Annotated in this window: 23 protein-coding genes; 18 read left to right on the top strand and 5 right to left on the bottom strand. The window is 45.8% G+C overall.

The genetic code is table 11. The features are described 5' to 3' along the window. The first annotated feature begins 209 nt into the window (after positions 1–209). Genes yjiB through CJU60_RS22055 form a run of 4 tightly spaced genes read left to right on the top strand, consistent with a single transcriptional unit; the run spans position 210 to position 3,194 of the window. Positions 210–1,400 (top strand): monooxygenase YjiB, encoded by a 1,191-nt coding sequence (gene yjiB, locus CJU60_RS08570; protein WP_095713522.1) that lies wholly within the window; start codon positions 210–212, stop codon positions 1,398–1,400. A gap of 23 nt (positions 1,401–1,423) precedes the next feature. After that, the gene (locus CJU60_RS08565; RefSeq protein WP_095713521.1) at positions 1,424–2,602 is read left to right on the top strand and encodes a macrolide family glycosyltransferase; all 1,179 of its coding nucleotides are present in this window, start codon (positions 1,424–1,426) and stop codon (positions 2,600–2,602) included. A 60-nt stretch (positions 2,603–2,662) separates the two neighbouring features. Further along, positions 2,663–3,004, top strand: a complete 342-nt coding sequence (locus tag CJU60_RS22060) for a nucleoside/nucleotide kinase family protein (RefSeq protein ID WP_369679547.1) — start codon at positions 2,663–2,665, stop codon at positions 3,002–3,004. Further along, on the top strand, positions 2,988–3,194 hold the full coding sequence (locus CJU60_RS22055) for a hypothetical protein (protein WP_369679546.1): 207 nt from the start codon (positions 2,988–2,990) through the stop codon (positions 3,192–3,194). Before CJU60_RS22060 ends, CJU60_RS22055 begins: the two co-directional genes overlap by 17 nt. Positions 3,195–3,261: 67 nt before the next feature. On the opposite strand, the gene CJU60_RS08555 is transcribed toward CJU60_RS22055, so the two are convergent. Then, complete coding sequence (locus CJU60_RS08555) at positions 3,262–3,447, bottom strand: DUF8096 family protein (protein WP_010333860.1); 186 nt, start codon at positions 3,445–3,447, stop codon at positions 3,262–3,264. A 178-nt stretch (positions 3,448–3,625) separates the two neighbouring features. On the opposite strand from CJU60_RS08555, the gene CJU60_RS08550 reads away from it, so the two are divergent. Continuing rightward, a complete protein-coding gene (locus tag CJU60_RS08550) occupies positions 3,626–4,444 on the top strand; it encodes a uroporphyrinogen-III synthase (protein ID WP_095713520.1) in 819 nt (272 codons plus the stop codon). A gap of 75 nt (positions 4,445–4,519) precedes the next feature. Here CJU60_RS08550 and CJU60_RS08545 read toward each other — a convergent pair whose 3' ends face one another. From CJU60_RS08545 to CJU60_RS08535, 3 genes are all read right to left on the bottom strand, one after another. Further along, the gene (locus CJU60_RS08545) at positions 4,520–5,272 is read right to left on the bottom strand and encodes an ABC transporter permease (RefSeq protein WP_095713519.1); all 753 of its coding nucleotides are present in this window, start codon (positions 5,270–5,272) and stop codon (positions 4,520–4,522) included. After that, the gene (locus tag CJU60_RS08540) at positions 5,272–6,024 is read right to left on the bottom strand and encodes an ABC transporter ATP-binding protein (RefSeq protein ID WP_095713518.1); all 753 of its coding nucleotides are present in this window, start codon (positions 6,022–6,024) and stop codon (positions 5,272–5,274) included. Before CJU60_RS08540 ends, CJU60_RS08545 begins: the two co-directional genes overlap by 1 nt. Before the next feature lie 121 nt (positions 6,025–6,145). Next, complete coding sequence (locus CJU60_RS08535; protein WP_095713517.1) at positions 6,146–7,117, bottom strand: DMT family transporter; 972 nt, start codon at positions 7,115–7,117, stop codon at positions 6,146–6,148. A 129-nt stretch (positions 7,118–7,246) separates the two neighbouring features. On the opposite strand from CJU60_RS08535, the gene CJU60_RS08530 reads away from it, so the two are divergent. From CJU60_RS08530 to CJU60_RS08470, 13 genes are all read left to right on the top strand, one after another. Continuing rightward, the gene (locus CJU60_RS08530; RefSeq protein ID WP_373271218.1) at positions 7,247–7,759 is read left to right on the top strand and encodes a cupin domain-containing protein; all 513 of its coding nucleotides are present in this window, start codon (positions 7,247–7,249) and stop codon (positions 7,757–7,759) included. A gap of 374 nt (positions 7,760–8,133) precedes the next feature. Continuing rightward, on the top strand, positions 8,134–8,550 hold the full coding sequence (locus CJU60_RS08525; protein WP_010333866.1) for a helical membrane plugin domain-containing protein: 417 nt from the start codon (positions 8,134–8,136) through the stop codon (positions 8,548–8,550). Positions 8,551–8,589: 39 nt separating this feature from the next. Continuing rightward, entirely contained in the window at positions 8,590–9,768 is a 1,179-nt protein-coding gene (locus tag CJU60_RS08520; protein ID WP_024121033.1) for an NAD(P)/FAD-dependent oxidoreductase, read from the top strand. A 200-nt stretch (positions 9,769–9,968) separates the two neighbouring features. Beyond that, entirely contained in the window at positions 9,969–11,390 is a 1,422-nt protein-coding gene (uxaC, locus tag CJU60_RS08515) for a glucuronate isomerase (RefSeq protein ID WP_024121034.1), read from the top strand. Positions 11,391–11,468: 78 nt separating this feature from the next. Continuing rightward, positions 11,469–12,848: an MFS transporter gene (locus CJU60_RS08510; RefSeq protein ID WP_095713516.1), complete on the top strand. Its 1,380-nt coding sequence runs from the start codon at positions 11,469–11,471 to the stop codon at positions 12,846–12,848. Positions 12,849–12,953: 105 nt separating this feature from the next. Continuing rightward, positions 12,954–13,967, top strand: coding sequence for an ureidoglycolate dehydrogenase (gene allD, locus CJU60_RS08505; RefSeq protein ID WP_095713515.1), 1,014 nt, complete (start codon positions 12,954–12,956; stop codon positions 13,965–13,967). Between the two features lie 4 nt (positions 13,968–13,971). Then, complete coding sequence (locus tag CJU60_RS08500) at positions 13,972–14,991, top strand: zinc-binding alcohol dehydrogenase family protein (protein ID WP_095713514.1); 1,020 nt, start codon at positions 13,972–13,974, stop codon at positions 14,989–14,991. A gap of 23 nt (positions 14,992–15,014) precedes the next feature. Next, the gene (uxuA, locus tag CJU60_RS08495; protein WP_095713513.1) at positions 15,015–16,094 is read left to right on the top strand and encodes a mannonate dehydratase; all 1,080 of its coding nucleotides are present in this window, start codon (positions 15,015–15,017) and stop codon (positions 16,092–16,094) included. Beyond that, the gene (locus CJU60_RS08490) at positions 16,091–16,927 is read left to right on the top strand and encodes an SDR family oxidoreductase (RefSeq protein WP_095713512.1); all 837 of its coding nucleotides are present in this window, start codon (positions 16,091–16,093) and stop codon (positions 16,925–16,927) included. Before uxuA ends, CJU60_RS08490 begins: the two co-directional genes overlap by 4 nt. Positions 16,928–16,972: 45 nt before the next feature. Continuing rightward, positions 16,973–18,241, top strand: a complete 1,269-nt coding sequence (locus tag CJU60_RS08485; protein ID WP_095713511.1) for an MFS transporter — start codon at positions 16,973–16,975, stop codon at positions 18,239–18,241. A gap of 87 nt (positions 18,242–18,328) precedes the next feature. Continuing rightward, positions 18,329–19,330, top strand: a complete 1,002-nt coding sequence (locus CJU60_RS08480) for a LacI family DNA-binding transcriptional regulator (RefSeq protein ID WP_024121041.1) — start codon at positions 18,329–18,331, stop codon at positions 19,328–19,330. A gap of 78 nt (positions 19,331–19,408) precedes the next feature. Further along, positions 19,409–20,848, top strand: coding sequence for a tagaturonate reductase (locus CJU60_RS08475; protein WP_095713510.1), 1,440 nt, complete (start codon positions 19,409–19,411; stop codon positions 20,846–20,848). Then, positions 20,845–22,338: a UxaA family hydrolase gene (locus CJU60_RS08470; RefSeq protein ID WP_095713509.1), complete on the top strand. Its 1,494-nt coding sequence runs from the start codon at positions 20,845–20,847 to the stop codon at positions 22,336–22,338. Before CJU60_RS08475 ends, CJU60_RS08470 begins: the two co-directional genes overlap by 4 nt. A gap of 38 nt (positions 22,339–22,376) precedes the next feature. Here CJU60_RS08470 and CJU60_RS08465 read toward each other — a convergent pair whose 3' ends face one another. Continuing rightward, positions 22,377–23,141, bottom strand: coding sequence for a sulfite exporter TauE/SafE family protein (locus tag CJU60_RS08465; protein ID WP_044156273.1), 765 nt, complete (start codon positions 23,139–23,141; stop codon positions 22,377–22,379). Positions 23,142–23,201 lie beyond the last annotated feature (60 nt).

The following is a 23,201-nucleotide window of genomic DNA, read 5'->3' as shown; positions in this document are numbered from 1 at the left end:
CCAAATCGGGTGTGCGTAATAGAAAAAAATTGAAAGATTATGGTAAGATGAACAACATTCGAGGGGGATTATATGATGCCTGCACCGGCATCTTGAAGACCTGCCTGCTGTTTCAGACGACAAAATGGATGTCCCTCTCTTTTTCGATAGCAGGAGGTGGTGAAGTTCGTCAATTGCTGAATCTTTTCTTTCATGGGGAGGGGAAACGCATGAATGTGGTAAATCGGCGACAAGCTTTGCAGCGTGCACTGATGAACGGAAAAAATAAACAGGATGCTTATCATCCGTTTCCGTGGTACGAATCGATGAGAAAGGAAGCTCCTGTTACCTATGATGAAGACAATCAAGTATGGAGTGTTTTTCTTTATGATGATGTCAAAAAAGTGATTGGGGATAAAGAGCTTTTCTCCAGTTATATGCCGGAGCAGACAAGTTCTATCGGGAATTCGATCATTAATATGGACCCGCCAAGACACACGCAAATCCGTTCTGTTGTCAATAGAGCGTTTACACCGCGTGTCATGAAGCAGTGGGAACCAAGAATTCAAGACATCGCAGATGATCTGATACATCGTTTTCATGGACGAAGCGAGTTTGATTTGGTCCAGGATTTCTCATATCCGCTTCCTGTCATTGTGATATCTGAGCTTTTAGGCGTTCCTTCAGAGCATATGGATGCGTTTAAGACATGGTCTGATATTTTGGTGAGCACACCAAGAGATGGAAGTGAGGAAGCGGAGAAAGCCTTTCTGAAAGAGCGGAACAAGTGCGAGGAAGAGCTAGCCGCGTTTTTTGCCGGCATCATAGAAGAAAAACGGAAGAAACCGGAACAGGACATCATCTCCATTTTAATTAAAGCGGAAGAAACCGGTGAGAAGCTTTCCGGAGAAGAGCTGATTCCGTTTTGTACATTACTGCTGGTGGCGGGAAATGAAACGACAACGAACTTGATTTCAAACGCGATGTACAGCATTTTAGACACGCCGGGCGTTTATGACGAATTGCGGCGGCATCCAGAGCTGATGCCTCAGGCGGTGGAAGAAGCTCTGCGTTTCAGGGCGCCTGCACCTGTTTTGCGGCGAATTGCCAAGAGGGATACGGAGATTGGTGGCCATCAGATGAAAGAAGGCGACATGGTGTTAGCGTTTGTGGCGTCTGCAAATCGTGATGAAGCGAAGTTTGACAGGGCGCACATGTTTGATATTCACCGCCATCCCAATCCGCATATTGCGTTTGGCCACGGCATTCATTTTTGTCTTGGGGCTCCGCTTGCACGGCTTGAAGCAGCCATCGCGTTAACGGCATTGACTCAAACGTTTTCTCGTATGGAGCCGGTCAGTATCACCCCGATTGAAAATAGCGTGATTTACGGACTAAAGAGTTTTCGCGTCAACATATAATATGAAAATTGGAGGCTGAAATGATGAGACAGCATCATATCTCAATTATTAATATCCCGGCATACGGACATGTGAATCCAACTCTTGCGTTAGTGGAGAAGCTTTGTGAAAAAGGGCACCGTGTTACTTATGCGACGACTGAGGAATTCGCGCCTGCGGTGAAGCAAGCCGGGGCAAGCCCGCTTTTATATCAAACTACGATTAACGTGGAACCGGAACGCATTAAGGAAATGATAGAGAAAAATGAAACACCGATTAGCATTTTAAAAGAATCGCTCGAAATCTTGCCTCAGCTTGAAGAATTATATCAAAATGACCAGCCTGATCTTATCGTTTATGATTTTATCGCATTTGCGGGAAAATTGTTTGCTGATAAGCTGAATGTGCCGGCCATCAGGCTCTGTTCTTCCTATGCGCAAAATGAATCCTTCCAGCTTGGAAGTGAGGAGATGCTCAAGCAACTCAAACAAGCGGAGGCCGATTTCCAGGTTTACCTTGAGAAAGAAAACTTACCGGCTGTCTCATTTGAACACTTGGCTATACCGGAAGCGTTAAATATTGTCTTTATGCCGAAGTCTTTTCAGATTAAAAACGAAACCTTTGATGAGCGATTCTGCTTTGTCGGCCCTTCACTTGGAAAACGAGGTGAACAAGAGAGCCTGCTGCCGGAAACAGGCAATCGTCCGCTCATGCTGATTTCATTGGGAACCGCTTTTAACGCATGGCCGGAATTTTATCGTATGTGTATAGATGCATTTCGGAATTCCGACTGGCATGTTGTGATGTCAACAGGGATATCAATTGAACCTGACAGTCTAGGTGACATTCCTGACAACTTTACAGTACGCCAGCGCGTTCCGCAGTTGGATATCTTAGCGAAAGCCGATCTGTTTGTTTCTCACGGGGGAATGAACAGTACGATGGAGGCAATGAATGCGGGGGTACCGCTTGTTGTGATTCCGCAAATGTATGAGCAGGAGCTCACTGCCCGGCGTGTTGATGAATTAGGCCTCGGCGTCTATTTGCCGAAAGAAGAGGTCAGCGTCTCCCGTTTGCAGAAGGCAGTTCAGGACGTATCCGGAGATAAAGAAATGCTCAGCCGCGTAAAAGACATGCAGAAAGACGTAAAAGAAGCAGGCGGAGCGGAGAAGGCAGCCGCGGAAATTGAAGCCTTCATAAAAAAGTCTGTCGTTCCGCAATAACATATTTGCACCCGAAATCTGCTGAGATTTCGGTTTTTCTTCTTTTAAAAAGGGGATGCAATGAGTAAAGAAAACGCCGTCTATCTGATTACAGGGGTGATGGCAGCGGGAAAGTCCACAGTTGCCCAGCTTCTTTCTGAGCGTTTAGACAAGAGCGTTCATGTCAGGGGAGATGTATTTATTGTAAACGGCGAAATGCAAATGTCAGACACTCCTTCAGCTGAGGCGCTGGAACAGTTGCGTCTTCGCTACCGGCTGGCGGCTAACGTATCAGATATGTATGCTGAAGCGGGGTTTCATACGGTGGTGCAGGATGTGATCATCGGACCTATGTTAGAAGAAATGGTGAAGTTGATCAGTTATCGTCCATTTGTATGTGATCGTGTTGGCACCCCGAGCTGACATAATAGCCGCAAGAGAATCAGCACGCAAGAAAAAAGGATATGGAGATATCAGCATTGAATCTCTCGATGCCGTCTTGCAGTCAGAAACACCGCGTCTATGCCTGTGGCTGGATTCGTCAGAGATGACGCCGGAAGAGACGGTGGGAATGATATACAAAGGGCTGGAGACTGTAGCAAAAATAAAATAATGAATCCCGCTTTCTCCAGCTTGTTCTCGGGTGCAGAGGCTAACCCCTGCCCTGCGAACACCATCTATTAAATATTCTTTTTCATCCCGCATCTCCGGCATTCTCTCAAAAACTTTCCGCCTTTTACGGAGCTTTTAAAAAGCGTATAGTCACAATTATCACAGCGTCCGCTATGGACGTCGGGATATTCGTTGAATTCATAAATAACCGATGTGTCGTAGCCTTTTGTTTCGTATTCTTCTTTTGTTTCCATGGTCGATCCTCCGTTAAAGCGTGTCTGTTGTTTATATTACAGCATGCATCCGGTGTATTCAACGGGTAATGAGAGGCATTTGGTTCATCTTGATTTCTCCCTTGGTTTGCGACACAATAGCTTTATTAAAGGTTATATACATATAAAGCCTAAGCTGGCAAAGAGGAGAGGAACGGATATGGGTAAAGGTTTACATGGAAAACGCGTCGCGATCGGCGGTTCTCGGAAAACGGAAGAAATCAGCACAATCATTGAAAAACAGGGCGGAATTCCTGTCGTCCGGCCTCTCCAAGGAACGGTGTACTTGGCAGAGGAGCAGGTGGAGCCGGAGCTGCGCAAATTTGCGGAAGAAAAAGCCGACTGGGTGATCTTTACGACAGGCATCGGTACGGAGACGCTTGTGAAGATGGCAGAGAAAATCGGAGTAAAGGACGAGTTTCTGCTGGCGATTCGCCAGGCTAAAGCGGCGTGCCGAGGGTACAAAACATTGTCTGCGTTAAAAAAGCTTGGAATCACCGCAGAGGCTTCTGATGAAGATGGGACAACCAGCGGATTGATCCGGTCCTTGGAGCCTTACGACTTTTCAGGAAAAAAAGTAATGGTGCAGCTTCACGGAGAAAATGCACCTGCCCTCATAGCATTTTTGGAGGAAAAAGGAGCTTCAGTTTTGCCGATTCTCCCTTATCAGCATATCCCGCCAGAGGAGGAAACGGTAGAACAGTTATGCCGTGAACTGCTGAATGGTGAATTGGATGCTGTTTGTTTTACCACGGCGATTCAGGTTCGTTCTCTGTTTCAATTTGCCAAGGAGCGCGGCTTTATCAATGAAGTGAAGGCTGTATTCGAAGAGCGTGCCATCGCAGCGGCTGTCGGAAAAGTGACTGCTGAAGCGCTGCGGGAAGAAGGCATCACAAGGCTGCTTGCTCCGGAGATTGAGCGGATGGGCGCGATGATTATTGAACTTTCACGGTATTATGAAGAAATGGCTGGGGAATAACCAGCACAAAAGCCGCTTTTCTGTTGAGAAGCGGCTTTTATGTGATCTGTAAATCCCGAAATCGCTGTCATAATGTTAACCATTTTGCTTCAGCTGCTGATGCGCGGTAAATAATGACGGGTATGTCAGCACGCTGAGTATGACACAAGTCAGCGCGGCGGACGCCATCGTTGTAAAAACAATCAAAAGCTGAAAGCGAACCGCCTGAATCGGATCGGCGCTAGCTAAGATCTGGCCGGTCATCATGCCGGGAAGCTGGACGAGCCCTAATGTTTTCTGGCTTTCGAGCGTTGGGATCATACTCATTTTCATGGCGGAAGTCAGGATATGCTGTATGGATTGTTTTGGTGTGCCGCCAAGCGACAAAATCAATTGAATTTCTTCCTTGCGCACCCCGACCTCGGAGCTGAGCCGGTTTAAAAACAGGCTCGCGAGCACCATTGAATTTCCGATGACCATTCCGCTGATGGGGATGACATACCGTGCGGTAAGCGGGATGATGTGAAGTGCCAGAAGAATGCCTTGGGTGACGATTTCTACAATCGCTAACGCCACAAACACCCTCCAAAAAGAACCGATTCTCATTTTCTTTCGTTTGACGACGTTTTGCGCCGCCACCGCCAGCATTAACAGCACCATCAGCAGGATAAACACAGGGTGATCCCCATGAAATATCAGCGACAGCACATAACCGATCACAAGCAGCTGTACCGCCGCCCGGATCGTTGCGATCATCATATCTTTTTCAACGCCGGCTTTAAAGGATTTTGATAAAAACAAGGCAATCAGCACAAAGATCATGGTGAATGAGAGAGAAAGGTAATCCATTACCGTGTGCCTCCCTTCAAAAATTCACGGGCTGCTTCATGCTGAGGACGCGAGAAAAATGTGTCTGTCTCCGCGATTTCCAACAGCCGGCCATCAGCTATAAACCAAATGGTATCGGCTACTCGTTTCGCCTGCTCCATGTTATGGGTCACCCACATCACCGTCAGTTTTTTCTCTTGCTGCTGCCTTTTGATCAGCTCTTCAATCTCCAGAGCAGTAACAGGGTCCAGGGCAGATGTAATTTCATCCAATAATAGGATGGAGGAAGGGTTTGCGAGTGTTCTGGCAAGTGAAAGCCTTTGCCGCTGTCCGCCTGATAAATCCTTGGCGCTTCTGTCTAACAGCTCTGGAGACAGGCCTGTCAGTGAAGCGAGCTCTTCAGGAGAGTAAAGCTGGGTTTGGTGGAGCTTTTGTACCAGATTCAGATTGTCACGCACCGTTCCGTCAAGGACGGGGGCGGATTGAAAGGCAAGGGAGGCCGTCCGCCTCAGTTCATTCACATTCCAGTCTCTGACTTCCTTTCCGTAAATCTTCACTTCACCGTGATCCGGTGTTTTCATCAAATTACACATTGACAGCAGTGTGCTTTTTCCTGAACCGGAAGGGCCCAAAAGTGCCACGATTGCACCCTGTTGAATGTCTCCGGTGACATCCGTTAATACATCATAGGTTTGTCCCTCTTGTTCATAGCTTTTTCGCACAGATGTGAATGAGATTGCTGGTATATCGTCTTTTTGATTGTTTGCTTCCATTAAAATATCACCTTTCAGTTAAGTGGGCTTAGACTATACATAAATATAACGTGAAACAGGTCTCTTTTGGAAGGCGTTAAAAAGAAAGGAGAACGGGCTTTCGCCCATTCTCCAGAAGCTGCTAAGCAGTCAGATTTGACTGAGTTTTCTCTTTAGGTTTTTGTTGGGAAGCGAAGGTATGTAACACCATTCCGGCAATAATGATCATTAATCCGGCAAACGATAAAATGGAAGGGAAAACACCTGACAGCAGGATTATTTCACCAAGCAAAGCGAATATCACTTCCCCGGATTGTGTTGCTTCAACAGCAGCAAGCTTTTGCGGATTATCTCTTACCATATCCGTTGCCCAGAAAAATAAAACGGTCGCAATGATGCCTGAGCTGACGGCAACGATAAAGGATTGAACGGTTTGTCCCGCGGTCGGGAGGCCATCTGACCACCAGCCGTAAGCTGCCAATACAAGCCAGAATGGAAGGCTTGCAAGGGTCATTCCCAGCACACGCTGGAACGTATCAAGCCTGCCTCCGTATTGCTCAAGCATTCTCCGGTTTCCCAGCGGATAGGCGAAAGCCGCAATGACAACCGGCAGCACGCTGAAGAGCAGCATTTTTCCGGAAAGCGATTCTGCATGCTGGAGCTGAATCAGCGCTGCCCCAATCAGAATGACGACGGAAGTGCCCAGCGAAACAAGGGGAATCTTTTGCCGAACGAGCAAAGTGCCTCCAGGCGTGTCTTTTTTCTCATGGAAAAATGGAGACAGCAGCACACCGGCTACAATGGTAATTTGCCATGTTCCGGCTATGAGCCAGCCCGGCCCGAATGCGGCGGCAAACGTGATCGGCGCATAAAAAAGAACAAAGCCGACAAAGCTCCACTTTATCCAAAAAAACGGCTTTTTCCGCATCTCTTGTAAAAGAGGAACGAACTTCCCTTTCATTATGACAATCAGACATAAAAACGGAACCATAAAAATAAAGCGTAACGAGGCGCTCCAAAGCCAGCTGCCTCCGGATAATTCCATCGCCCTGTTTAAAATAAAGGTAACGGCGAAAAAGAGAGAAGCCAATATTCCGATTATGATCGCTTTCATCAAATCCCTCATTCTGGCATTATTTTTTTATACTATACTACCCGGGATGATACAGATCAACGGAATTGTGAGAAAATAATGATGTTTTACGGATCAATATATGTGGAAGACAGAAATAGGGAGGTGAAAATGATGGAAACAGAAACGTACTTTTTTCAGGATGACGGCAGGGTTCCAAATCACCCTGATTTTCCGCTCGTTATCTATAAAAATGTTTTTATGGGACGTGCTGAACAGGCAGAGCGGATCGTCAATCGGCATGGCTGGCTAAACAGCTGGTCGGGCAGTGTTTTTCCGTACCATCATTATCACAGCAACACGCATGAAGTCCTAATCGCAGTCCGAGGGGAGGCTGTTATTCAATTTGGGGGAGAAAAAGGAGCTGCTGTTCCTATCAAAACGGGCGACGCAGCGGTCATCCCAGCCGGTGTCGGCCATAAAAAGCTAAGCGCGAGCCCCGATTTTACCGTGATCGGCGCTTATCCAGACGGTTCTCGGTATGATATGAAGACGGGAAAGCCGGATGAAAGAGCGGCTGCGCTAGAGAATATAGAGCAAGCAGTACTTCCGGCATTGGATCCAGTTACAGGAAAAAGAGAACCTCTATTAGACATATGGGTAACGCGTAGGGGAGAAAATTGATGGATTGTCAATAACTAGTGCTGAAGAAATGTTATGACACGGGCACCATATAAATTAATTTCATAATCGAAGCAATTCACGTTCAAATTTTGTTCAAAAAGTGTTATCATATAGAAGGTAATCAAATTGGAGTTTTTTATGTTTGCTATTTTCAGAGAGAGTAAAGGATTTTGACTTATTCAATGGTTTATTTTTGAGATAAAAATAATACTGAATATGGCAAGATGAAAAACTGGGTAGTAAACATTTATTTTTGCGAATGATTGTGCACGAATTCACAATCCTTCTTCTCATGCTTTCAAACATGAGATCAGGGAGAGGCACTACCCTTTCCAAAAAATCAGCATACTGCTTATAGTAAAGGAGAATTGGATATGCCAGAAACAATCGATCAAACAAATGCGTCTGTCAGCCAAAGCCAGCAAGATCTTATTGATCAGCTGTTAAAGCCAGAAGTTCAAGAATCACTGACTGTTTTAGTTGACCAGCTTCCAAAGCTGACTGAGTTAGTGAATATTTTAACGAAGTCTTACGATTTCGCTCAGTCTGTTGCGACTGACGAAGTATTGAAAAGCGATACAGTCGGTGCAATCACTGAAATTCTTGAGCCTGTAAAAGAAACAGCAAAAGAAGTGGCTGCGACTGCAATCGAAGCGAAAGACCGCGCGGATGCTAGCAACGAAACGATTGGACTTTTCGGCCTGTTGCGCATGCTGAAAGATCCTCAAGCTCAAAAGCTGTTCCGTTTTGCTAACAGCTACCTTGAAATCATGAACGAAAAACAAAAATAATCTCAGATTCAAATTGATATAAAGGACGGAGGATATACGATGTCAAAACATATTGTCATTTTAGGCGCTGGTTATGGCGGTGTTCTTTCTGCTTTAACAGTTCGCAAACATTACACAAAAGAACAAGCACGCGTGACAGTGGTAAACAAATACCCAACTCACCAAATCATTACGGAATTACACCGTCTTGCAGCAGGCAACGTGTCTGAAAAAGCGGTTGCAATGCCGTTAGAAAAACTTTTCAAAGGCAAAGACATTGATCTTAAAATCGCGGAAGTCAGCTCTTTCTCTGTTGATAAAAAAGAGGTTGCGCTTGCTGACGGTTCTGCATTAACTTACGATGCGCTAGTAGTAGGCCTTGGTTCTGTCACTGCTTACTTCGGCATCCCAGGACTTGAAGAAAACAGCATGGTTCTTAAATCTGCTGCTGATGCTAACAAAGTTTTCAACCACGTTGAAGACCGTGTGCGTGAGTACTCTAAAACGAAAAACGAAGCGGATGCAACAATCCTTATCGGCGGAGGCGGCTTAACAGGCGTTGAGCTTGTCGGTGAGCTTGCTGACATCATGCCGAACCTTGCGAAAAAATACGGCGTAGACCACAAAGAAATCAAATTGAAATTGGTTGAAGCAGGTCCGAAAATCCTTCCTGTTCTTCCGGATGATCTTATCGAACGCGCGACTAAAAGCCTTGAAAAACGCGGCGTTGAGTTCTTAACAGGCCTTCCTGTTACAAATGTAGAAGGAAACGTGATTGATCTAAAAGACGGATCAAAAGTTGTTGCCAACACATTTGTTTGGACTGGCGGCGTACAAGGAAATCCTTTAGTCGGCGAATCAGGTCTTGAAGTGAACCGCGGCCGTGCGACAGTTAACGATTTCCTTCAATCTACATCTCATGAAGATGTATTTGTTGCCGGTGACAGCGCAGTTTACTTTGCGGCAGACGGCCGTCCATACCCGCCAACTGCACAAATCGCATGGCAAATGGGTGAACTGATCGGTTACAACCTATTCGCTTACTTAGAAGGAAAAACACTTGAAACATTCCAGCCAGTAAACTCTGGTACACTTGCAAGCCTTGGACGCAAAGATGCGGTAGCCATCATTGGTGCTAATTCTACACCGCTTAAAGGTCTTCCTGCTTCCTTGATGAAAGAAGCAAGTAACGTACGCTACTTAACACACATTAAAGGACTATTCAGCCTGGCTTACTAATCCTTTCTTGTAAAATCGGACATTGCCAAAAAGAGGTCTTTTCAGGCAGCTTTACGGCAATGTCTTTTTTGCGCTTATTTGCTAACGTTAACATTTAAATTTTAAAAAGAGATTGATCCCAGAGGAATATAAAGGTAAAATAAAAACAAATCAAAATGTTAACGTTAACATTTTGAAATAGAATGAAAGACGGTGAGGACATGGAACCCTTTATGGGAGAAAACTTTTTGCTGAAAAATGAAACCGCTGTCAACCTCTATCACCATTATGCGAAAGACATGCCGATTATTGATTATCACTGCCATTTGAGTCCGAAAGAAATCTATGAAAATAAGAGATTTCAAAACATGACAGAAGCCTGGCTGTATGGAGACCATTACAAATGGCGCATCATGAGAGCCAATGGAATTGAAGAAACATACATTACAGGCGATGCAGCTGATGAGGAGAAGTTCATGGCATGGGCGAGAACAGTACCGATGGCGATTGGCAATCCGCTCTACAATTGGACCCATTTAGAGCTGCAGAGATTTTTTGGGATTTACGAGATATTAAATGAGCAATCGGCGCCAAATATTTGGAAACGGACGAATGAACTGCTGCAAGGAGAAGGCTTCGGGGCAAGGGATTTCATTGTGAAATCAAATGTAAAAGTAGTATGCACAACCGATGACCCTGTCGATTCCCTCGAGTACCACCTATTATTAAAAGAGGACAAAGATTTTCCTGTCAGTGTGCTGCCGGGATTTCGGCCGGATAAAGGGCTGGAAATCAATCGCGAAGGCTTCCCGGATTGGGTGCAGGCGCTTGAAAAGGCTGCGTCACTTTCGATTACAACCTATGATGAGTTTTTGAAGGCTCTTGAAGAACGAGTGCGTTTCTTCCATTCAGTCGGAGGCAGAGTATCTGATCATGCGATTGATTCAATGGTGTTTGCCGAAACGGACAAAGAGGAAGCGGGCCTCATTTTTACCTCAAGATTAAACGGGGAACAGGTTTCTTACGAAGACGAGAAGAAATTCAAGACATATACGCTTCAATTTCTTTGCGGATTGTATGCTGAGCTTGACTGGGCGATGCAGTTTCATATCAATGCACTCAGAAATACGAATACGAAAATGATGAAGAAATTGGGGCCGGATACAGGCTATGATTCTATGAATGACGAAGAAATTGCGAAGCCTTTGTACAGGCTGCTGAATTCAGTCGAAATGAAAAACCAGCTGCCGAAAACGATTTTATATTCGCTCAACCCAAATGATAACTATGTCATTGCCAGCATGATAAATAGCTTTCAAGACGGCATCACGCCTGGGAAAATACAATTTGGCACAGCATGGTGGTTTAACGATTCCAAGGGTGGGATGCTCGATCAAATGAAAGCGTTGTCAAACGTCGGGCTTTTCAGCCGTTTTATCGGCATGCTGACTGATTCCAGAAGCTTTTTGTCGTATACACGCCATGAATACTTCAGACGCATTGTCTGCAATCTGATCGGCGAATGGGCTGAAAACGGTGAAGTGCCGAAAGATATGGAGCTTCTTGGCGGTATCGTACAAGGCATTTGCTATCACAATGCGAAACAATATTTTCAATTTCAAGAAGAAAAGGCAAACGTATAAAATAAGTTCCGCTCAGAATAGCCAGCGTCATACTGAGCGGACATCTCATCGAAAATTCTTAAGACACAGAGGTGGAAGATGCGAGCAGAACTGGAAAATAAGGTTGTGTCGATTGAAACGGAGAAGAGGCTTTCGCTGAAGGAGAAAATTTCCTATGGTTTTGGTGATTTTGGGAACGGTTTTATGTTTGATTTAGGCCAAATCTATTTATTAAAGTATTTTACTGATGTGGCGGGAATTCCGGCCGCAATGGCGGGAAGTATTTTTTTAGTCAGCAAGCTCTTTGCGGCTGTAACAGACCCCATTGTCGGCTCATCAATTGATTATCGCAAAAACATCGGCAGGCGGGGGAAATTCAGGCCTTATTTATTAATCGGCAGCATTGTTCTTGCGGTGCTTACTGTTCTTATTTTTCTGTCCCCGAATGTATCAACGACAGGCAAGCTGATTTATGCGTATGCATCCTATATACTGTGGGGCGTGGGCTATTCATTTGTAAACATTCCGTACGGTTCATTGGGAGCGGCGATGACTCAAAATACCGAAGACCGGACATCTATCTCTACTTTTCGCCAAATCGGTTCACTCGGGGCTTTGTTTATCACGAGCGTGGCCGTCATGCCGCTGCTCGTCAAGTTTGATAACCCGAAGGTAGGCTATCCGGTGGTCATGGGATTGTTTGCTGTTCTCGGTGTGCTTTGGTTTTATATTTGCTATCGCAACTGCAAGGAACGTATTGTTATTGCGGAAGCGCCAAAAGAGAAATTAACATTTTCATCTGTCGTCAAAACGTTTATAACGAACAAACCGCTGTTAACCCTTGTCCTGATGACCATTTTTTCGATTTCCGCATACAACATTAAATCCGCAATGCTCGTATACTTCGCACAATATAACCTAGGCAATGTCGAACTGATGGCTTATATGAACTTTATCATTATTGGATCTTCCTTTTTGGGCGTCGTGTTTCTGCCAAAGCTCGTCAAGATGTTTGGAAAGAAACAAACCGCAATGATCGGTTTCGGCATCAGTGTTGCCGCGGATCTGATCAACTTTATGCTTCCTTCAAATGTATATGTGTTTACCATCCTTGCAAGCATCGCGTTTATTGGGATCAGTATTCCCAATGGCATTACGTGGGCGCTTGTCTCAGATATCATTGACTACGGCGAGTGGAAATCCGGTGAGCGGAAAGAAGCAACGACATATTCCCTCTTTAACTTCTCGCGAAAGCTTGCTCAGTCATTGTCTGGTTTTCTCTCCGGGATCGGATTGGGGCTTGTCGGATATATGCCGAACGTAGCCCAGACGGCACAGGCGCTGCTCGGCATTAAAGCGCTTCTTCTTCTGTATCCCGCCATTGCTTTGGCATTAGCTATGGTCATTATCGGTTTTCTTTATAAACTGACAGATCAGCAACATGCACAGATTGTCGAAGAGCTTCAGCATAGAAACTGATCAAACAATCATATAAAGAATATTTTGAATAGTTCGCAAGTAATAATAATTTGTAAGGGTTTTCGCTAAGTGATGAAACTGAAAGAAAGGAGGCTCTTTATTGAATTGAATACGGTAACGATTTCCGCTGAAGAAGCGAAGGAACTGGTTCAGCAAAAGCTGATCGGCGCCAATTTGAATGAACGAGATGCCGAAAAAGTAGCAGACGTGCTCATACACGCCGATTTACGCAATGTGAATTCTCATGGTGTTTTGCGAACAGAACATTATGTGAACAGGTTGAGGGCTGGAGGCATCAATCCAAAAGCGTGTCCCATTTTTAAAGAAACGGGGCCGGTGACAGGAGTGCTGGACGGTGATGACGGGTTCGGCCATGTGATTGCCGATAAGGCGATGGCTCATGCCATTGAAATGGCAAAGAAAAATGGTGTTGGCATGGTCACCGCGACAAACAGCAGCCATTGCGGAGCGTTAAGTTATTTTGTGCAAAAAGCGGCTGAGGAAAAACTGATCGGAATCGCTATGTCTCATACTGACAGTATTGTAGTCCCGTTTGGCGGGAGGTCTCCTTTTTTAGGCACGAATCCAATTGCTTACGGTGTGCCGGCAAAGCATAAAAAACCGTTTATCCTAGATATGGCGACGTCAAAAGTGGCATTTGGAAAGATTCTGCAGGCGCGTGAAGAGGGCAGAGAAATACCAGAAGGATGGGGAGTCGATGAAAACGGAGAGACGGTAACAGACCCTCACAAGGTCGTCTCACTTTCAACGTTCGGGGGTCCTAAAGGCTACGGGCTATCTGTTGTGGTGGATGTGTTTTCGGGTTTGCTGGCTGGGGCGGCTTTTGGTCCGCATATCGCTAAAATGTATGGCGATCTTAATCAAAATAGGAAGCTTGGACATTATGTTTGCGCGATCCATCCGTCCTATTTTACCGGACAAGATACGTTTTTAGAGCAGATGGACGCCATGCTTGATGAACTGCAGCAATCACCTTCGGCTAGAGGAGTCGAGCGAGTGTATGTGCCTGGCGAATTGGAGCAGCTGCATGAGGAAAGAAACAGGAAACACGGAATTTCAATTGCTCGGAGCGTGTATGAATTTTTAAAAAGCAGGTGAGAAAATGAAAGCGGTTCAAGTGCGAAAAGCGTATGATTTGGTGACAGCAGACATGGAAAAGCCTGTTCTTTCAAAGGCTGATGAGGTGCTCGTCAAAGTAAAACGAGTCGGAATTTGCGGTTCTGACATGCATATTTATCATGGCACGAATCCGCTTGCGACACTTCCGAGAGTAATCGGACACGAGGTAACGGGAGAAGTGGGGGAGGTTGGTGCAAATGTTAAAGGCCTGAAAGCCGGAGACCATGTTGTGATTGAACCGATTTCTTATTGCGGAAACTGTTATGCCTGCCGTAAAGGCCGGCCAAATGTTTGTGCGAAGCTTTCTGTGTTTGGCGTTCATGAAGACGGCGGGATGCGGGAATATGTTGTGCTTCCTGAAAAGCAGCTTCACGCGGTTTCAAAAGAGCTGCCTTGGGAGGAGGCAGTTATGGCCGAGCCTTATACAATAGGTGCCCAGGCTGTTTGGCGGGGACAGGTGGAAAAGGGTGATCGCGTTCTGATTCAGGGGGCGGGGCCTATCGGCATCTGTGTGTTAAAAATGGCAAAGCTAGCGGGTGCTTCCGTCATGATAACCGACTTAAATAATGAGCGGCTGACATTTGCTACAGAAAACGGTGCCGACGCTGTTGTGAATGTTCAAACAGAACATGCGGCTGAGCGGGTTCGGGAATGGACGGGCAATGAAGGAGCCAATGTAGTCATTGATGCTGTCTGTCTCCCTGCGACTTTTGAGCTTTCCGTTGATGTTGTTTCTCCGGCAGGGCGTGTGGTGGTGCTTGGATTTGATGAGAGAGCGTCACAAATTCCTCAGCTCCCCATTACAAAAAAAGAAGTCACGATTACCGGCTCAAGACTCCAGACAAATCAGTTTCCAAAAGTTGTAAAGCTGCTGAATGAAGGCCGGTTAGAGCATAACGGGCTCGTCACCCATACGTTTTCAGTTGAAGATGTCCATCACGCGTTTCAATTTATCAAGGAGCATCCCGATCAGGTGCGGAAGGCAGTGATCACATTTGATTAAAAGGCTCAATCCGGAGGTGTAGGATGAATATTACATTTCGATGGTATGGACGAGGCAACGATACAGTCACACTTGAACACGTGAAACAAATTCCCGGGGTGAAAGGCATTGTCTGGGCTCTCCATCACAAACCTGCCGGGGAAGTGTGGGAAATAGAGGAAATCAAAGCCGAGACGGAATATATACAATCCCATGGTTTTCATGCGGAGGTTGTCGAAAGCGTGAACGTTCATGAAGCGATTAAACTGGGCAGCGAAGAACGCGGCCGGTACATTGAAAATTATAAGCAGACCATCCGTAATCTGTCTGCTTTTGGCGTGAAAGTGATTTGCTACAATTTTATGCCGATTTTCGACTGGACACGCACCGACATGTTCCGTCCGCTGGAAGACGGCTCAACCGCTCTGTTTTTTGAAAAAGCCAAAGTGGAGAGCCTGGAGCCTCAAGAGCTGATTCGGACGGTGGAAGAAGCGTCTGACCTGACACTCCCAGGGTGGGAGCCTGAAAAAATGGCTCGGATCAAAGAACTGTTTGAGGCCTACAGGACGGTCGATGAAGAGCAGCTGTGGAACAATTTATCATTTTTTTTGAAGGGAATTCTGCCGGTTGCTGAAGCGCATGGCATTCAAATGGCCATTCATCCGGATGACCCGCCTTGGCCGATTTTCGGATTGCCGCGTATTATCACTGGAGAGGCAAGCTATGAGAAGCTGCGGGCCATATCAGACTCACCTTCTAACTGCATCACCTTATGTACCGGTTCCATGGGGGCCAATCCCGCCAATGACATGGTGGAAATTGCTAAAACATATGCCGGGCTTGCTCCATTTTCACACATCCGCAATGTGAAGATCTTTGAAAATGGGGATTTTATTGAAACGTCTCATCTGACAAAGGACGGTTCGATTAATATTCATGGGGTCATGGCAGAACTGCACAAGCAGGATTACAACGGATATGTCAGGCCGGATCACGGTCGCCATATTTGGGGAGAGCAATGCCGTCCGGGCTACGGCTTATACGATCGCGCTTTAGGCATCATGTATTTGAACGGACTGTGGGACGCGTACGAATCAATGGCGAAAAAAGAGGTGGAATTATGATTCCTCTTCATCATCGACTGGCAGGTAAAGTTGCTGTTATCACAGGGGGCAGCGGTGTGCTCTGCTCGGCAATGGCCCGGGAGCTTGCCCGCCATGGCATGAAGGTGGCGATACTGAACCGGTCAGCTGAAACAGGACAAGAGGTTGTGAGGGAAATTACGAAAGCTGGCGGCACGGCATGTTCCGTTTCTGCTGATGTGCTGGACAGGACGTCGCTAGAGAAGGCGAAGACTGATATCCTTGACCGATTTGGCGCTGTTCATCTCTTAATCAATGGAGCAGGAGGAAATCATCCCGCTGCGATTACTGATGTGGAGACATATGAAGCAGAAGGAGAAGGGCAATCATTCTTTGACATGGATGAAAACGGATTTTCAACTGTTTTTTCAACCAACTTCACTGGGGCATTTCTGGCTACCCAAGTATTTGGAAAGGAACTGCTGAAGGCAGACTCACCAGCCATTGTGAATATCTCATCAATGAGCGCTTATTCACCTATGACGAAGGTTCCGGCGTACAGTGCGGCCAAAGCATCAATCAATAATTTTACAATGTGGCTGGCTGTGCATTTTGCGGAAACCGGACTGAGGGTTAACGCAATCGCACCAGGCTTTTTTCTGACAAAACAAAATCACGATCTGCTGATCAATAAGGATGGAAGCTTTACAGACCGCTCTAAAAAGATTATTGCGGGAACACCGATGAAGCGATTTGGAAAACCGGAGGACCTGCTTGGCACGCTTCTTTGGCTGGCGGATGATTCCTATTCAGGCTTTGTCACCGGCATCACCGTTCCTGTCGATGGAGGTTTTATGGCTTATTCAGGAGTGTGACGAAAGCAGATACAGATACTGAACCAACATAGGGGTGAGGTTGAGATGTTTTCTAAAGATAAGCTTCCAGTCATCCTTTTTTTGTTCCTGGCTGGTGTGATTAACTATCTGGACCGTTCGGCATTGTCCATTGCAGCTCCATTCATTCAGGATGATCTCACACTGTCCGCTACACAAATGGGCTTGATTTTCAGCAGTTTTTCGATTGGATATGCCGTTTTCAATTTTCTTGGCGGTGTGGCATCCGACCGCTATGGAGCAAAATTGACCTTATTTGTGGCCATGGTCGTTTGGTCGCTGTTCAGCGGAGCAGTTGCATTGGCTTTTGGCTTTGTCAGCCTGCTGATCATACGAATTTTGTTTGGAATGGGGGAAGGGCCGCTTTCGGCGACCATCAATAAAATGGTCAATAACTGGTTTCCGCCGACTCAGCGGGCGTCTGTTGTCGGAGTCACAAATAGCGGAACGCCCCTTGGCGGAGCCATTTCCGGACCAATTGTCGGCATGATCGCCGTTGCATTCAGCTGGAAGGTTTCCTTCGTTCTCATCATGATCATCGGATTGATTTGGGCTTTTCTCTGGTTAAAATGCGTAAAAGAAAAGCCGGCTGAGCCAATGGGCAATGCACCTGCGATGAAAGTTGAAGCCGCTCCTGAGGAGAAAATTCCGCTGACCTTTTATCTGAAACAAAAAACAGTCTTGTTCACGGCGTTTGCTTTTTTCGCTTACAACTACATCCTCTTCTTCTTTTTGACGTGGTTTCCGAGCTATCTTGTCGAGGAGCGGGGATTAAGTGTTGGGTCAATGAGTGTCATCACAGTCATTCCGTGGATTTTAGGATTTATCGGCCTGGCAGCCGGGGGATTTGTTTCGGACTATGTATACAAAAAAACAGTCCGGAAAGGCGTGCTGTTTTCGCGTAAAGTCGTGCTCGTCACGTGTTTGTTTTCTTCCGCGGTATTGATTGGTTTAGCTGGGCTTGTCACCACAACTGTAAGCGCTGTTACGCTCGTGGCTCTGTCTGTCTTCTTTTTATATTTGACGGGCGCGATCTACTGGGCTGTTATTCAGGATGTAGTCGACCAAAAGAATGTCGGTTCTGTTGGCGGATTCATGCATTTTCTCGCCAACACCGCAGGCATCATCGGTCCCGCTTTAACCGGCTTTATTGTTGACCGGACGGGTACTTTTTCTGGCGCATTTTTACTTGCCGGAGGGCTGGCCGTCTTCGCTTCACTGGCTGTCATCCGTTTTGTGCGGCCGATCATCGGCAGCGCAGCAGGAACGCATGCTGATGATACGGTTTCTTATTAATCTGGAAATATGGTGGGAGAGGCGGTGTGTTTGATGATACAATATGTAATAACGAATCGCAGCCGGTATGATAAGGAAGGGAAATAGATGGTAACCATTAAAGATATCGCAAAACTTGCAAACGTATCCCACACAACCGTTTCCAGAGCACTCAATAACAGCCCTTATATTAAAGAACACACAAAGAAAAAAATATTGGAGCTTGCCTCACAGCTCAACTATACACCGAATGTGAATGCAAAAAGCCTTGCAATGCAAAAATCCCATACGATCGGGCTTTTCTTTACAAGCATCACAAACGGAACCTCACACAGTTTTTTCGCTGATACCATAAAAGGCGTAAACCAGGCAATCAGCGAGGAGTACAATCTGTATGTGCGCGGCATTGATGATCTGAAAAGCTATGACTCTGTAACACCAATGAGATATGACGGCATTATTTTAATGAGTCAAAGTGATATTGATAATTCTTTTATTTATCATATTCGGGAAAAAAAGATCCCGCTCGTCGTGCTGAACCGGGATGTCGATGACAGGGGCATTACCAACATATTGTCCAATGACAAGGAAGGTTCTCAGGAAGCTGTAGAATACTTGATTAAAAACGGACATCAAGACATCGCCATCATTGAGGGAATCGAAGGATTTAAATCCTCTCAGCAGCGAAAGGAAGGCTACTTAGCAGCGCTGATTCGCCATCATATACCGATCAAACATGAATACAGTGTAAAAGGGCAATACGATATGGAGAGCGGCTTTCAGGCGATGGAACGCCTGCTGGCGCTTCCGAACACTCCAACCGCTGTCTTTTGTTCGAATGATGACATGGCGATCGGAGCAATGAATGCCATATTTGCCAAGGGGATGCGCGTGCCTGATGATATATCTGTCATCGGATTTGATGATATTGGTTTTTCGCAATATATCACGCCAAGGCTTTCTACAGTGAAACGTCCTGTTGAAAAAATCAGCGTGCTCGGTGCAAAAAAATTATTGAAGCTGATCAGCACACCTGATACGAAGGCAGAAAAAATCTTTGAAAACACAGAGTTTATGGTGCGTGATTCAGTAAAAGATATCACGACATGATGTCCCGTTTTTCCAGCGGGCATTCTTTATACAGAAAAATGTTAACGTGTGCATAAATCCGAAAGGGAGGCAATGACGGTGCAAAAGCTGAATAAAAAATTGTACGAAAGCTATACACAGTATCCGGAAAGGATTCTCCAATTTGGAGAAGGAAATTTTCTGCGGGCGTTTGTCGATTGGCAAATTGAACAATTGAATCGGCATACTGATTTCAATGGAAGTGTCGCGGTTATACAGCCGAGAGGTTCAGAGAAAATCAAAAGATTAAATGACCAGGATGGCTTGTATACTCTTTTTTTACAGGGAATGAAGGATGGAGAAGCGGTAAACGAAAAGATGATTATCAATTCAATCAGCCGCGGGATTGATCTGTTTTCCGACTATGACGAGTTCAAAAAGTTGGCTTCAAGCGAAGCACTGCGTTTTATCATTTCTAATACGACCGAAGCTGGTATTGTTTGTGAGAAAGAAGACCGCTTAGAGGATAGGCCGCAAAAAACATTTCCAGGGAAATTAACAGCTTTTCTGTACTTTCGCTACCAGGCTTTTGCTGGAGACGAGACAAAAGGGTGTGTCTTGATTCCGTGTGAGCTGATTGAGAATAACGGGCAAAAGCTGAAGGAAGTGATTCTGCATTATGCTGATCTATGGGAGCTGGAAGAGGGGTTTACGCAATGGATTCAGAACGCCAACACGTTTTGTAATAGTTTAGTAGACCGCATTGTTCCCGGTTTTCCTGTAGACAGCATTAATGAGATCACTGCGGAATTAGGCTATCAAGATGAACTGGTTGTTGTGGGAGAACAGTATTATTTATGGGTGATTGAAGGGCCGAATTGGATTGGAGAAGAATTGCCCTTTGCGGCAGCCGGTCTTCATACAAAGATTGTCAGCGATCTGACCCCATACCGGACGAAAAAAGTGAGAATTTTAAATGGCGCGCATACGGCAATGACGCCAGTGGCTTCTTTATACGGTTTGAAAACGGTGCGTGATTCAGTTGAACATCCGGCAGTGGGGCGCTTTGTTGAGGAGCTGATTCATGATGAAATACTTCCTGTTTTGAAAATGGAAGGGCTTGCTCAATATGCGGAGGATGTGCTGAATCGCTTTAAAAACCCGTACATCAAACATTATGTGGAAAGCATTGCACTGAATTCAGTGTCAAAGTTCAAAACGAGAAACCTGCCGACCCTTCAGGAATATGTTGAACAAAAGGGTCAGCTTCCTGCACGTTTAGTGTTTTCATTCAGCGCGCTTCTGTATGTTTATCGAAATAAGGAAATGCAGGATGACCCGGCTGTTCTTCAATTTTTCCAAGAGGTTTGGAATCAGGAGACCGGAGATATGCTCCGTATCGCTTCAGCCTTATTAGGAGAACAATGGCTGTGGGGAGCAAATCTGAATGAAATTCCGAAGCTGACTGAGAGAGTCGCTGATTACTTGAATGATATTCAAGAACTGGGAATGGAGCGTGCTCTTGAACAATGCTGTCTGCAAAGGGGGAAAGTGCTGTGAAATCATTTATAAAAATTCATAGACAGGATAATGTCTTGCTTGCTCTGCGTGATATTCAGAAGGGAGAGCAACTGAACGCGGACGGCGTGTCGATTGAAGTAAAAGATGATATTAAAAGAGGCCATAAGATTGCATTGCAGCATATAAAGGAAAACGGCAGCATCATCAAATACGGGTTTCCGATCGGGCATGCGTTAAAAGATATTTTTATTGGGGAGCATATTCATGTTCATAATACAAAAACAAATTTATCTGATATCCAAACGTACAGTTATACACCGAGATTTGAACAAAATCCATACACACATGAGGAGCGGACATTTAAAGGATATAGAAGAGAAAACGACAATGCCGGTGTTCGCAATGAATTGTGGATCGTGCCAACCGTCGGCTGTGTCAATGGAATAGCCGAAAAAATGCTTCAGCGGTTTGTCAGAGAAACGGGGGATATTGCCCCATTTGACAACGTATTAGTGCTAAAACATCAATACGGATGCTCACAGCTTGGCGATGATCACGAAAATACTAGGCAAATCCTGCTGAACACCATTCGCCATCCAAATGCCGGCGGTGTCTTGGTGCTGGGGCTCGGCTGTGAAAATAACGAGCTGGCAGCAATGAAAAAAGCGCTTCAGGATGTCAACAAGGATCGGGTGAAGTTTCTCGAATCCCAGTCGGTGACAGACGAAATGGAGGCAGGTGTCGCATTGCTGAAGGACATCCATGAAGCGGCCAAAGGGGATAAACGGGAAGACATCCCGCTTTCTGAACTGAAAATAGGGTTGAAATGCGGGGGGTCTGACGGTTTTTCCGGCATCACAGCGAACCCATTGCTCGGACGATTTTCTGATTATATCATTGCGCAGGGAGGCAGCACGGTGCTGACGGAGGTGCCGGAGATGTTCGGTGCGGAAACGCTGCTGATGCAGCGGGCTGCCAATGAAGAGGTATTCCATAAAATTGTCGATTTAATCAATGATTTTAAACAATATTTTATAAAGCATGATCAGCCGGTGTACGAAAACCCTTCGCCAGGCAACAAAGCAGGCGGCATTTCCACCCTTGAGGATAAATCGCTGGGCTGCACGCAAAAGGCGGGGATTTCTCCTGTCTCGGATGTATTAAAATACGGTGAAGTGCTTAAGACAAACGGACTGACGCTATTGAGCGCGCCCGGCAATGATTTAATCGCCTCCTCCGCATTGGCTGCTGCCGGCTGCCACATTGTTCTGTTTACAACAGGACGAGGCACGCCGTTCGGCACTTTTGTTCCAACGGTAAAGGTGGCGACGAATACACAGCTGTACGAGACGAAGCCGCACTGGATTGATTTTAACGCAGGTCTCTTAGCAGAGGATGATGTTCATGAGGAATTTGTGCTTCGTGAGTTTATCGATTATATCACGAAGGTTGCAAGCGGAGAGCTCGTGAATCACGAAAAAAACGACTTCAGAGAGCTTGCCATTTTTAAATCGGGTGTGACGCTATAAACCAAGAAAGGCTATCCTGTTCAGGATAGCCTTCTTGGTTAAATCAGCTTCAAACCGCTGATTAAGATAATGGATGCCATAATAAATTGCAGCGGACGGGGTGAAAATCTAGGTGAAAGATGACTGCCAACCAGCACCCCCGGAATGGAACCGATAAGCAAATTGGCCGCTAACAAATAATCAACGCTCCCGAAGCTTGCGTTTAAAATACCTGCCGCAGTAACGAGCAGAAAAGCATGTGCAATATCTGTTCCGACAATGTCGGATGTTTTCATTTTAAATAAGTACAGCATAGCAATCGCAAACAACGAGCCGGAACCGATCGACGTTAAGCCAACGATAAATCCAAACACGACCCCGATAAGAATCGTAAGCATCCGCTTGTCTTCTAGCGGCATCAGCTGCCAGCGGTTCGGGCGAAGTTTTTTGTCCAGAAACAGGCGGACGATGATCGAAATGGCAACTAGGGTCAACACATAACCAAGAGCGTGTTTAATAATCTCTTCCTGATGCTGGTGGAAGGCGGGGAACAAATGAAGTATGCCAATGGCTATAGAAGCACTCGGAATACTGCCGATGGCTAAGTATTTTACCAATTTAAAATTGATTGTTTTCTGCCGCCAATGGGACGCAACACCAAACAGCTTGGTGATCGAGTTATAGACAAGGTCCGTACCGACTGCAATGGAAGGATTGATTCCAAGCACTATTAAAAGAGGAGTTAAAAGCGCAGCTCCGCCTACACCTGTCAATCCGACTAAGACACCGACTAACAAACCCATCAAAATGATGCTAACACTCATGATAAAGGCCTCCTGAAAACCCGACTATTTTTATCAGATTATATATGATTAGGTCGCTTT

It is taken from the genome of Bacillus sp. 7705b (assembly GCF_002289525.1).
In the GTDB taxonomy this organism is placed as follows: Bacteria; Bacillota; Bacilli; order Bacillales; family Bacillaceae; genus Bacillus; species Bacillus halotolerans.
Note: the sequence above shows the minus strand (reverse complement) of the source record. Positions and strands in the feature narration are given on the sequence as shown.